At 36.0% G+C, this 12,748-nt stretch carries 10 protein-coding genes; 3 read left to right on the forward strand and 7 right to left on the reverse strand.

Going from position 1 to position 12,748, the window contains the following annotated elements:
* Nucleotides 1–28: 28 nt before the first annotated feature.
* The gene (gene cyoE, locus ACIP9C_RS10810; RefSeq protein ID WP_401010428.1) at nucleotides 29–979 is read right to left on the reverse strand and encodes a heme o synthase; all 951 of its coding nucleotides are present in this window, start codon (nucleotides 977–979) and stop codon (nucleotides 29–31) included.
* A gap of 306 nt (nucleotides 980–1,285) precedes the next feature.
* Between cyoE and proC the strand changes: the two genes are divergently transcribed.
* Nucleotides 1,286–2,086: a pyrroline-5-carboxylate reductase gene (proC, locus tag ACIP9C_RS10815; RefSeq protein WP_401010430.1), complete on the forward strand. Its 801-nt coding sequence runs from the start codon at nucleotides 1,286–1,288 to the stop codon at nucleotides 2,084–2,086.
* Nucleotides 2,087–2,144: 58 nt separating this feature from the next.
* Here the strand turns inward: proC and ACIP9C_RS10820 are convergent, their stop codons facing one another.
* The 6 genes from ACIP9C_RS10820 to ACIP9C_RS10845 all read right to left on the reverse strand — a co-directional run bounded on the left by ACIP9C_RS10820 (nucleotide 2,145) and on the right by ACIP9C_RS10845 (nucleotide 9,388).
* Entirely contained in the window at nucleotides 2,145–2,798 is a 654-nt protein-coding gene (locus tag ACIP9C_RS10820) for an alpha/beta hydrolase (protein WP_401010431.1), read from the reverse strand.
* A gap of 481 nt (nucleotides 2,799–3,279) precedes the next feature.
* On the reverse strand, nucleotides 3,280–3,837 hold the full coding sequence (locus tag ACIP9C_RS10825) for a hypothetical protein (RefSeq protein WP_401010433.1): 558 nt from the start codon (nucleotides 3,835–3,837) through the stop codon (nucleotides 3,280–3,282).
* 100 nt (nucleotides 3,838–3,937) lie between these two features.
* Nucleotides 3,938–5,119, reverse strand: coding sequence for an NAD(P)-dependent malic enzyme (locus tag ACIP9C_RS10830; protein WP_401010435.1), 1,182 nt, complete (start codon nucleotides 5,117–5,119; stop codon nucleotides 3,938–3,940).
* 422 nt (nucleotides 5,120–5,541) lie between these two features.
* The gene (locus ACIP9C_RS10835; protein ID WP_401010437.1) at nucleotides 5,542–7,713 is read right to left on the reverse strand and encodes a bifunctional diguanylate cyclase/phosphodiesterase; all 2,172 of its coding nucleotides are present in this window, start codon (nucleotides 7,711–7,713) and stop codon (nucleotides 5,542–5,544) included.
* A 292-nt stretch (nucleotides 7,714–8,005) separates the two neighbouring features.
* A complete protein-coding gene (locus ACIP9C_RS10840) occupies nucleotides 8,006–8,707 on the reverse strand; it encodes an O-linked GlcNAc transferase (protein WP_401010439.1) in 702 nt (233 codons plus the stop codon).
* 201 nt (nucleotides 8,708–8,908) lie between these two features.
* A complete protein-coding gene (locus ACIP9C_RS10845; RefSeq protein ID WP_401010440.1) occupies nucleotides 8,909–9,388 on the reverse strand; it encodes a thioredoxin family protein in 480 nt (159 codons plus the stop codon).
* A 191-nt stretch (nucleotides 9,389–9,579) separates the two neighbouring features.
* On the opposite strand from ACIP9C_RS10845, the gene ACIP9C_RS10850 reads away from it, so the two are divergent.
* The gene (locus ACIP9C_RS10850; RefSeq protein WP_401010442.1) at nucleotides 9,580–11,877 is read left to right on the forward strand and encodes a YhgE/Pip family protein; all 2,298 of its coding nucleotides are present in this window, start codon (nucleotides 9,580–9,582) and stop codon (nucleotides 11,875–11,877) included.
* Between the two features lie 80 nt (nucleotides 11,878–11,957).
* Nucleotides 11,958–12,464 carry a PCYCGC motif-containing (lipo)protein gene (locus ACIP9C_RS10855; RefSeq protein WP_401010444.1) on the forward strand — a complete coding sequence of 169 codons (507 nt, stop codon included), beginning with the start codon at nucleotides 11,958–11,960 and terminating at the stop codon, nucleotides 12,462–12,464.
* Nucleotides 12,465–12,748 lie beyond the last annotated feature (284 nt).

Below are 12,748 nucleotides of genomic sequence, written 5' to 3' on the forward strand. Positions count from 1 at the left end.
TTCTATTTAGTTTCACCTATAACAACAGTTAATATAGTTTAAATATAACCCCAGCTAGCGAATAAATAATAACTGTTGAGAAGAGAATTGTCATATGCAAAAGTGAGAACACAAACATTTTTGTCGCCCACTTCTCTTGATTTTTATTGCTATGATAGCCGTAAATGCTCATTGCAAGCCATGCGACACTTAATATAAGTGCTACAAGCATAATACCCATACTTAAGGAACCAAATAAAAAGCTAGATAATATTAGCAATATTAAATAAAAGTTCGTTTGGTAATAAGTACGACGCATCCCTTTTATTACAGGTAACATCGGAACATTGGCCGCTTCATAATCTGCATGCTTTCGAATAGCAATCGCATAAAAGTGTGGCATTTGCCATATGACCATGACAAAAAAGAGACCCATTAAAGCTGGGTGTGTAATATCTGAAGATACAGCCGCCCAACCAATTAAAGGTGGTACTGCGCCTGATATACTCCCTACTTCGGTATTATAAATTGTGCGACGTTTTGTCCACATTGTATACGGTACAACATATAAAAAGACACCAATAAAACCAAATAATGCTGCTAGTGGTGAAGCTAATGCTAATACACCTATTCCAACAATTAGCATAACGATTGCTAAAATCATCGTTGTTTTTGCTGACATTTCACCTGTTACTGTAGGACGATTTTTCGTACGTGGCATAATGGCATCTATATCACGGTCATACACATTATTAAACGCACCGGCAGCACCGATAACAAGTGCTGAACCAACTGTTGCAAAAATGATTTCTGGTATATTGTCCAAAAGCGTCATTTTATTTTTATACATCCCTAGCGTTAAGCCAGCCCACATAGGAATTAAATTGGATTTTATAATACCTGTTTTAACTGTTTGTGCTAAAACATTAGAGAGTGAGTGTTTCTCTATTGTCTTTTCTACAGTTTGTGGATTTTGATCCGTTTTTAGATTTTGTTCCATTCCTCTTAATTCCTTTTCTATTATAATTTCTATATGCGTCCTTCGATAGAAAGAGACATTTTTTGCATTCAACTTATCAAATTATTATTTTACCCCTTTTAGGGCAGCTATGTCTCAAAGTTCACATAAAGTACATGATTTCATGAATGAAATAGGTTTAAGCCAAATCACAACTTCTTCTATGATACCACCGACTAGCATGAATTTGAACCTAATTGCCTTCTTTCCTGCATAATGCTATTCAAGAAAAACAATCTGCTCTATACTAATAGGTATGTTCTATTTAATTGAAGGAGTGTCTAACACGTGAAATACGGATTTATTGGTCTAGGTAATATGACCACAGCCATTATAAAAGGAATGTGCAATAGCGGAGATTTTGATTCCTCTTATATATATGGCTATAATCGTACAAAATCTAAAACAACTAAACTTGCAACCTCTTATGGCATACAAGCGACAACTTCCATCAAGGAACTGATGGTAAATTGTGATGTCATTATTTTAGGTGTAAAACCACAAATGTTACCTGATGTTTTGCCAGAAGTTAAAAACCATTTACAAGAAAAGCATATGATTGTTTCCATTGCGGCTGGTAAAAATCTCAACTACTTCCAAGGCTACCTTTCAGAGTCCACACCAATTATTCGCGTTATGCCAAATATCAATGCCCTCATTGGCGCATCAACAAGTTGCTACACTACAAATGAGCAGGTGACAGATTCACAACTTCGACTCATTACAACATTATTTGAAACAATTGGCACGATTATTGAAGTACCTGAGCACCTATTCTCCATCTTTACGACAATTGGTGGGGCTTCACCCGCTTTCACCTATATGTATATTGATGCATTAGCTCGAGCAGCTGTGCGCGAAGGTATGCCTAAAAATATGGCACTTGATATAGCAGCGAACGCTGTATTAGGCAGTGCGAAAATGATCTTACAATCAAAAGAACACCCATGGGCACTTGTCGATCAAGTATGTTCTCCAGGAGGAACGACAATTCAGGGCGTATCTTCACTGCAAAGCAATCATTTCGAAACGACAATCCACGATGCAGTTGCGGCTGTAACGGATAAGGACCGCAGTCTTTCTAAATAAAGCATAAATATTAAACGGCATCGAGAAGTTTATTCCCGATGCCGTTTATTTTCTATCGTTACTGCATGTTCTCTTGTAATTGTTGTGTTAAAAACATCACTAAATCTTGTCTGTTTTCCGGCGTAACACCATGTCCATCTGGATATTGTTTGAATGTAACAGTTGCACCGAATTGTTCAAATAGTTCCTTACTTTCAACGCCCCATTGAGATGGAATAACATAATCATAATCGCCATGAGAAATAAAGGCACGTAGATGATTAACTGTACGAATTGCATACTCCTCAGTGACAAATTTTGGCGTGTATCCGCTTAATGCTACAACGCCTGTAATTAAATTGCCCATAACAAAAGCTAATGACTGTGCCAAAACAGCACCTTGACTAAATCCAAGTACATATACCTTGTGAGGGTCAATTTGAAACTCTTCAATAGCTTCTAACATAAAGCGTTGAAGAGCAATTAACACTTTGTCAAAAATAGCTCGATCTGGTTTTCCAACTTCCTGAATTGTGAAAAAGGCATAACCAGGTTTTTGTGTGATAGGACCTCTTACGCTAATTATATGACATTGATCTTGAAATTCTTGTACTAATTGCGGTAGATCATCCTCATTACTACCCATGCCATGCAATAGAAAAATAGCTGGATATTTTTTAGACGGGTCCATATTTGTTGGTTGTGTATGTTTAAATGTAAATGGTGTATTCATGGACATAATTCCTTTCAAGTAAACTCAGTCCTATTTTATCATATTGCCCGATTATCCTGCACAGATGTTGTTTTTTATAAAGATTAATTTCTGGCTTTCTAAAGCGTAAAAATCCACTTTGCTATCCGTGGGCACACACATTAGCCGCAACCCTCGCTTGTACGTGGTTTGCTGCGTCTTATGCTGAATGCGTTCCCGCAAGAGTCTCCGTGGATTTTTACTTAGTTATATATTCATTCATCTATTAGCCATGGGATGGAATTTAAAATTGTATCCAAATTGTTTGAGTGACTGGCACTTCATATTAATATGAAAAATCCACTTCGCTTCCCGCTGGCACACACGTAAGCCGCAACTCTCGCTGTGCGCGGTTTGTTGAGGATTATGTATGAGCGTCCCCTCAGGAGTCTCCGTGGATTTTTACTTGGTTACTAAAAATAAATTGCTAGAAAAATTCAGAATTGTTTGAGTGCCTGGCACTTTATTTTAAGTTTGTTTTTGATATAAGACCGTCCGTATGATAGGCTATATAACCGTTAATGATGCGGAGTGTTTCCTGTGGATCAGCGTCAAATAATACTTTTGATTGCGCAGGCGTTGATACAAGTACTGTTAGTAAATCCATGCGCATCGAATGGCCAGCAGAGCTATATGCGTAATCATAGATAATATCTTCTTCTGATAAGCCTTCTGTTTCATATTGTTGATGGAATAACTCTTTTGCCATCTCCATCCGTTCAGCTACTTGCTGACGAATCCGCATTTGATGCATAAGCAATTCCTCTTCAAGTACTGCTGGTTTTAACCATTGTTTTTTTTCTAGCATATTGATAAGCTCATTTTCCCAAACTTGCTCATTATCAGTGAAATACAGCATATTCACCATCAGCATATCCCAAAAATCCGTTTTTGATAATGCTGATTGACGTTGCATTTCAATCGTCTGATTAAAGTGTTGCTCGACCTTTTCAATATTCATATTACGTACTAAATGATTACATACATTTTCAATAAATTTATTTGCTACTTCTTGTGCCATGATAAAAACCCGTCCTTATCTCAACAAATCATTTCTTCTCTATCATACCATGATTGTTGAATAGAAAGAAATGGACAACGTTAAGGTTTGGCTGTGGAGGTTATTGTAATAATACTGATACGCCTGACTCAATTGCTGCATCACTAACAGCTTTTGCGACAACGCTTGCTACGCGCTCATCCATTGATTTTGGAATGATGAATTCTTCTGATAAATCTTTTTCAGAAACTAATGATGCAATAGCTTCTATTGCTGCTATCTTCATTGCCTCGTTTATATCTGTGGCCCGAACATCTAATGCGCCTCTGAAAATCCCAGGAAACGCCAAAAGGTTATTCACTTGATTAGGGTAATCCGAGCGACCAGTCGCCATGACACGAACGCCCCATGCTCTCGCATTGTCATAGGTAATTTCTGGATTAGGGTTTGCTAGGGCAAAAACAATCGGATTTTTGTTCATTGACTCAATATGACCTTTTGTTAATAAATTGGCTACTGATACACCAATAAAAACATCACTATCTGCAATGGCATCCTCTAATGTCCCTTTTAAATTTAGCGGATTTGAGATTTTTGCAATTTGGTCTTTGATGCTATTCATTCCTTCTTTACGACCATTATAAATAATCCCCTTTGTATCACACATCACTACATTTTTATATCCCACTTGTATTAACATGCGTAAAATTGCAATTCCCGCAGCACCTGCCCCATTTATAACTACCTTCATATCCTTTGGTTTTTTGTTAACAATTTTCATTGCATTAACTAAGCCCGCTCCTACTACAATCGCAGTTCCATGCTGATCGTCATGGAATACTGGAATATTACATTCTTGACGAAGACGATTTTCAATTTCAAAACATCTTGGAGCTGAAATATCTTCAAGATTAATGCCACCAAAAGTTGGAGCAATTGCCTTAACAATTCTGACAATCTCATCCACATCCTTAGTTGCGAGACAAATAGGAAATGCATCAACATTTGCAAAACGCTTTAGCAAAATTGCTTTCCCTTCCATTACAGGTAATGCTGCTTCTGGGCCGATATCACCTAAACCTAGAACTGCAGTCCCATCCGTAACAACGCCAACGAGATTTCCTTTAATTGTGTAATCGTAAACTGCTTGCGGATTCTTTTGGATTTCGATACATGGTTGTGCAACGCCAGGTGAATAAGCTAGACTTAAATCATATGTATCCTGTACTGGCACCTTTGCAACAATCTCCATTTTCCCTCGTGCTTCCTTGTGCAACTCTATTGCTTTTTGCATAATATCCATCGTCAAAACTCCATTCTTTCATTCCTTATCCTGCAATACATTTATCTCGTAAACGCCGCTATAATCTTACAAATAGCATTCGTTATAGTACTAACCAAAATTATATTTTTAATACAAAACACAATAGTTTGCTCTTTATGCCTTTTGTTGAGGTGATTGAAGCGAAGGGGATCTATCTCCTGCTCAGAACAGCACAAAACTTATGATACGGGTACCTCGCACGTTAACAATCAGCAGTGGCTTACTGTGTTCCCGCGGAAACATTCGCCATAGCGGACATCAACAACAAAAAAGTGGTAGATTGATTTTAGTCAATCTACCACTCTTTTGTTCTAACGGCATGTACAGTTCCTGCTGAAGTGTCGCACCTTCCACTTCAACAAACATGTATAGTCTATTAATATGTTTTTATTCACTCCGAACTACACATGTAATTTCTCCAAAATATTTTGTGCATTATGTTGAAGCATTTGATAATTTTCTTGCAAAAATGCTGGATGTAATGGCTTGCTAAATAAAAAGCCTTGTACTGTTTCACAATGACCAGCTACTAAATAATTAAGCTGCTCTACTTCCTCAATACCCTCGGCAACTACATTTAAACGGAGATGCTTAGCCATTGATAATATCATATCGACTAAAGCCTTATCAGTATCATCGCTTTGAATTTTTTGGACGAAGGAACGATCAATTTTTAAGCAATCAATTGGAAAGTCCTTTAAATAGGATAATGATGAGTACCCCGTACCAAAATCATCTACAGCAATCGTAACACCAAGCGCTTTTAACTGATGTAAAATCATTGTCATATGATCTATATTGATCGTCATACTTTCTGTAATTTCTAATTGTAAATATTTTGGATCTAATTCTGTTTGTTCAAGGACATGCTGAATCATCTCTACTATATTTTGTTGAAACAATTGTCCTAACGAAAGATTGACCGCAACTTTGATGGGAGGTAACCCTGCTCGCTCCCACTCCTTCACTTGCTTACATGCTGTTTCTAACACCCATTGTCCAATCGGAATAATTATACCCGACTCCTCCGCAATCGGAATAAAGATGCCGGGTGAAATCATCCCCTTGCGAGGGTGTTGCCAACGGACCAATGCCTCTACAGATAGAATTTGCCCAGTCTGCAAATCAACCTGTGGCTGATATTCCAGCAATAACTCATTATTTTCTATTGCATGATGTAAATCATTTTCTAAAATAAGTTTCTCGGTAATATCGCTCGACATTGAAGTTTCATAAAATAATATGCGTGAAGGCACTTTACTAGCTTCATGCATCGCATAAACGGCAAACCTTACGAGCTCCTCTTCCTTATAGGCATCTGTGGGGAATAAAGATATCCCGATATTTAAATTCCCATTTAATGAAAAATGCTGGATTTGGAAAGACTCCAACATGGCCACCTGCAGTTGTTTACAAAGCTGCATAATACGTTGTGTATTTTTCACCTCATCAATAAAAACAATAAAACAATCTTCTCGTAGCATGCTTAATAAATATTTTTCAGGTAAGGTATCCTTCAACCTTTGTGCCACCATACTGAGCAATCTATCTGCATATGAACTGCCCAGTGAAGCTTTAATCGCTGAAAACCGTTCAATTTCTACAGCCAAAATAGCCTTATTGCCTTTGGTTTTGTATAATTTTTTTTTTAGAGATTCCATTAAAAAACGTTCATTTGGTAAATTTGTAACTTCATTATGATAAGCCATGTGATGCATCTTTTCTCTAGATTTCTCTAGATGTTTTTGCATTTCTAATAATTCCCGAAACGGCTTTTCTATAGAGGAGAAATAAACTGCTTTAAAAAGAAGATAAAATGAACTCAATTGAAAAACGTGTCCTAAAAAGTTTTTAATATCGTAGACGTCTCGATATATTGTAAAAAGAATATCACTAATTATTAAATAAATAGCACTCCCGAGTAATAGAAAAATGATTTTAGGCGCATCGTTAAATTTTTTTAATAATATGAATATGATAGCGATCTGACATACAATTGCTATATACTGCAATGAATTTTTCAAAGCTGTTGGTCCAACACCATCAATAACAAGTGGCGGTAGTAAAGGATTCGGCGCGTATATCAGCATAACTAAAGCAACAATTACAAATAAAGGCGTACTATAAATAAACCATCGATATGTATTTTTTTGAATAGGTCTTTCCTTTAGACAAAAAATGCCTAGAATTCCACAAGATAATACTAATCTACCAATTATATAAAACCATGTTGCGGCATAACTAGAACTCTCCGAAATAAAAAATGGCATCCCTTTGTAAGCAAGTGCGTGTGCCACTTCAATAAAACTACAAGTTAAAAATAAAGCACCTATGTATAAAGTCTTATTAGATAATATATAAGGTGTCGTTAACCACGACTGTATTGCAATTGTCATTGTTACAACAATTATAAGGATTTCCATTAGCAAATGAATCGAAACATAATTATGCTTTCCAAAAATTGCGTAAAATTCTTCACTCCAGTAACCGATAATTAGCAAAATAACAATGGAGTATATAATGTATTGAATCCCTTGCCTCAAAAAAGAATATTGTTTATTTACTTCCCACAAGATGACCCCTACCTTCTCTTTGCCCATAAGTAATTCATTATTTATATATAATATAAAGCTAATATTCTACTAATAGATTACCATGATATACCTAAATTTCAATCAAAAGAAAATTTTGTATATAGTCTTTATTGAGCAACGATGAAATTTTTATGGAATTACTAAATTCCTATTATAACCCTCTCCAATATTAGTATTTTTCCATTTTAAAAAAGAAAGACCGAAGGCAACTCGAATTTTTCGAGTTGGCTTCGGTCTTATAAATTAAAAAAGAATGTTATTATGCATCTGTTTATGAGAATACATAACTATCCATATTATCAATTGTATTTTGAATAGCATCTTTTAATGAACGCTGGTGCTCGCCGCAAGAAGCAATCGCTTCTTCTAATGCAATCGCTGCATTGGCCATAAAGGGAGCCATCTGTAAATCTTTTGCAATTTGAATGAGTACAAGAGCTTTATTCCACTTCCATCGTGCATTCGTTGGATCTAAATTAATGGCTTGTTCCAAATAACCAAGTGCATCAAAAGGCATCCAGCCAAAACGATGCATTGTTTGACCTGTTATTCCCCAGTATAAAGCCTTGTTCGGATTTTCTTTAACTGCTTGTTTGAAGCAATGGACACTTTCATTATAATGATGTGCAAATAAAAACAGCTCACCCTGTGTGAAAAATGATTGTGCTTTTTCAATTGCTGTCCCTGTTTTAGCTATTTCCTCAAGCTCTTTAACACGCTTAGAAAATGCAGCTTCATCTTTTAGAGCACGTATTTCTAAAACGGCATCGGATTCAGGGTAACTTTCATTCGCACGTTCCTTATGCTGTATTTCTACTAAATGTGTTGGCTTAGGGAATGTAGCAAAGTCGTACTCCTCTAGTAAAGTTATATATTTAATAGCTAAAGCCTTTTCTGGTCCTTCTGTTACTTGCAGAGCAGCTTCATAACATTTCATCAGCTCTCCATTATAAAAGTAATCATCCATTGTCATACAAATTTCCTCCAGTTTAAAACTTTACAGTCTTTATAGTATACATTATACATATTCCGTATTGTAAACAAACTACGTTTTATTTAACATGCCCACTTCCATCACTCAGCGTGTTCGTGAGCTCACCTTATATTATTATGGAGCAATCCTATAAAAAAAGAGACTGTCCAATATTTCCTTTGGATCAGTCTCTTACAAGCGTTATTTTTTTAACACTTCTTTATCTAAGAAAGAGCGTAAATCTTGTTCTGCTAAAGCACCTACAAAGCGTGTTACTTCCTTACCATCTTCAAAACGAATGAAAGTTGGTGTTGCTTCAATATCATACTTATCCCATAGATCTGTATATTCATATACGTTTAATTGAGCAATGTTTACACCAAGTTCATCTGCAATCGGCATTAATACAGGTGTAAATGCTTGGCAGTGTACACAAACTGGACTAAAGAAGTATGCGTTCACATCTTCTCCTGCTTTAATTTTCTTTTCTAGCTCATCAGGCAACATAATATTTTGGTAATTTTCATCATCTAATTGATCGATTGTTTCTTGTGTTAACTTTTTGTCACCATACGGATTATTTGCACTAGCAAGTTTGTTTTTGTTCGATACATTGGTAAGCACAATAATTGCTGCAAATAATACAACAATAACCGATCCAATAATTAGTAATTTTTTCAATTAAACTCCTCCAATTTAACACAAAAATGTCCTACTTTTAGTGTATTTGGGATTGATTATAAAGTGTTTTTAGAACCTAGTAAACTAATTAGTCTTTCATATTAAATTTTCCAACTATTCAAACATAATTTAGTGCATTTATGGAAACATACTACTATAAGCTCAAAATGAATTTGGAGTGAAATTTAACTATGAAACACACTTTCCAACATGTCTTTCGAATTTACAAAAGTGACATCTTGAATATTTTATCTAACTGGGTAGTTGCTGTTATCGTTGGTGGTCTCATTTTTTTACCTTCTCTTTATGCATGGCTGAATATTTACGCTTCCATGGATCCATACGCTCATACTGCCAATATGAAAATCGCTGTAGTAAATGAAGATGACGGGACAACTGTTAAAGGAGAAAATCTAAATATAGGAAAGGAATTAATGACTAATTTAAAAGAAAATAATAGTTTTTCCTGGTATTTTACCCCTAGGCAAGAAGCGCTTGATTCATTAAAAAATGGAGACTATTTTGCAGTACTTATCGTTCCTAGTGACTTTTCCAAGAAGCTAACATCCATTCTGACAGATGAACCGACAAAAGCGCATATTGACTACTATGTAAACGAAAAAATCAATCCCATTGCCCCTAAAATTACGAGTAAAGGCGCTGGCGTTATTACCCAACAAGTTTCAAGTGAGTTTATATCAACAGTAAATGGTACCCTTTTTTCGATGTTCAATACAATTGGCATTGAAATAGAGCATGAACTGCCAGACTTTAAAAAGTTTGAACAGTATATTTTTACGATTGAACAACATTTACCTGATATTGAGTCCTTTTTAGCAAAAACTGCAACAGGTGGAAAAGATGCTGAAAAATTGTTAGACACTACTATCAGTGAAATGCCTGAAATAGAGAAAATTACGAATAACGGTCTTACAACTATTCAAAGTGGTTTAAAGCTAATCAATGAAGCCGATACACTGTTCAATCAGCTCTCGCCAATCGTTAAAAAGGATTTAGAAAGTGCGCAAACAATTGCACAGCAATTCACAAATCTTTTAGAAAAATTGCAAAATGTTACATCAGATACATCGACATTAGAACAGTCAAAAGACGAACTGCAACAACAATTAACGTCTTCGCTAGATAAAGTTAACAGTAGCATTCAGACTTTGGAGGCTTTACAAAAACTCACACAGGCAGATGCAACATCTCGTAAACAACTTGAAAATTCGCTTCAAAATGTTATTACATCACTTCAACAAAACAGCTCTAACGATGATAATAAAGCTATTATTCAGCAATTGGAGTCTATACAAGGAGCGTTACGAGCTAATCCTACCATTACCGACTCTTCGACGGGTGCGCTCACTTCATTACGTCAACTAAATGCTTTATTAACGGATATAACAAGTAAAGTACGTCAAATAAATAATATCGATGAGGAAAAGATAAAAAAAGATATTGCTGAAGTCCAAAAAATTGCCCAAGATGCTGCCGACAATTTGAAACAATTTCTTAGCTACTATTCAGAAAATCTGGAGCCGCAAATTCATACAACTTTGAATGGTGCGAAAGATACATTAACGAATGCATCAACAATGCTAACAAAGGTTCAAAGCTCAATTCCACAGGCGCAACAACGGTTAAGCAATGCTAAAAATACGCTAGTAACAGCCAATAAGGCGATTTCTACAATTCAGTCAGACTTCCCAACGCTAAGTAAAAAAATTACGGAGCTTGCTAATAAGCTTCGAACATTAGAAAATGAAACCGATATATCTGAAATTGTTCAATTATTAAAGAACGATGTCGATGCTGAACGGAATTTCTTTGAAGAACCTGTACAACTAGAAGAACATAGAATGTTCCCAATCGCGAATTATGGAACAGCAATGACGCCTTTTTATACGGTGCTATCTATTTGGGTAGGTTGTTTATTACTTATCTCACTACTTGCGGTAAATATACACGACAACCAACAATATAGTATTCGTGAAATTTACTTTGGGCGATTACTGACATTTGCAACAATCTCATTTATCCAAACATTGATTATTACAATTGGCGATGCTTTATTATTAGATGTTTCTATTAGTGCGCCCTACTTCTTTATTATTTTTGGTCTAATCATTAGCTTTGTCTTTATAACTGTTGTCTACACGCTAGTATCCGTATTTGGAAATGTCGGAAAGGCGCTAGCAATCGTTATGTTGGTCTTGCAAATTGCTGGTTCTGGAGGCACCTATCCAGTAGAGTTATTACCAAAGTTTTTCCAAGTAATCAATCCGTTTTTACCGTTTACTTATGCAATTGAAATGATGCGGGAGGCAGTCGGTGGCATCATTTGGCAAAAGGCATGGGTAGATCTCGCATTTTTATTAGGCTTTTGGCTAATTTTTATACTGTTTGGCTTTTTCTTAAAAAAATTACTAGGCGAAAAAATGGAACTTTTAATGAACAAAACACGAGGTTTAGATATATTTCATTAAAAATCGTCCTTGTCTGCTATAAATATTGACAGGGACAATGTTATAATGGAAATATTGTAAACATGTAGGAGGCGTTTGTTTTGAAAAAACTTGTATCCATTTTTACGTTATTGTTACTCGTACTAAGTGCTTGCGGGACAGATAAAGCAATTAAGGAAAATCCGAATGATTCACAAGATGAGGCTTCACATGATGGACATGCTCATGTTTCAGGAGACATTCAGGAAGAAACAGCTAGTGCCGATGTATTACCATCATTTTTAGATAGCCAAACTGAAAATATTCGCTTAGTTTACCAAATTGCCGGGCAATCAACAGACATTTTAGAGTGGATGCCATGTTACTGTGGCTGTGGTGAATCCGCAGGTCATAAAAGCAATTTAAATTGCTTCATTCAGGAAAAGCGTGAAGACGGCACAATCGTCTGGGACGATCATGGTACACGTTGTGGCGTTTGCTTGGAAATTGCATTACAGTCAGCAAAAATGCATAAAGATGGCATGAGCTTGAAAGAAATCCGTCAAACGATTGATGAGACGTACAAAAATGGTTACGCGAAACCAACACCAACTGAAATGCCTGCTTAAATATTTAGAGGCTGCGATAAACGGAAAAAGTGTTAGATTGACTAAAAATCAATCTAACACTTTTTCCTGCGCAGTTGATGTCCGCTATGGCGTAGTAAGACGCATGCCTCGCAAACGCGTGGTTTGTTACGTCTTATAATGCGTGCGTTCCTGCGGCAGGTTACCGCCTCCGCTACCATCAACTTATTATGTGCTAAATTGGATCTATTGTAAGAGCAAGAAGCTAAGTTCTTCATCATTGTAAATAGCAAATTTACAAACACCTTTGCCACTGCTTCAAATTT

Source organism: Lysinibacillus sp. NPDC093210, assembly GCF_044753985.1.
GTDB lineage: Bacteria > Bacillota > Bacilli > Bacillales_A > Planococcaceae > Lysinibacillus.

Coding starts and splice junctions, on each gene's coding strand:
- cyoE (WP_401010428.1), bottom strand. CDS start 979: ATGGAACAAAATCTAAAAACGGATCAAAATCCACAAACTGTAGAAAAG.
- ACIP9C_RS10820 (WP_401010431.1), bottom strand. CDS start 2,798: ATGAATACACCATTTACATTTAAACATACACAACCAACAAATATGGAC.
- ACIP9C_RS10825 (WP_401010433.1), bottom strand. CDS start 3,837: ATGGCACAAGAAGTAGCAAATAAATTTATTGAAAATGTATGTAATCAT.
- ACIP9C_RS10830 (WP_401010435.1), bottom strand. CDS start 5,119: ATGGATATTATGCAAAAAGCAATAGAGTTGCACAAGGAAGCACGAGGG.
- ACIP9C_RS10840 (WP_401010439.1), bottom strand. CDS start 8,707: ATGACAATGGATGATTACTTTTATAATGGAGAGCTGATGAAATGTTAT.
- ACIP9C_RS10850 (WP_401010442.1), top strand. CDS start 9,580: ATGAAACACACTTTCCAACATGTCTTTCGAATTTACAAAAGTGACATC.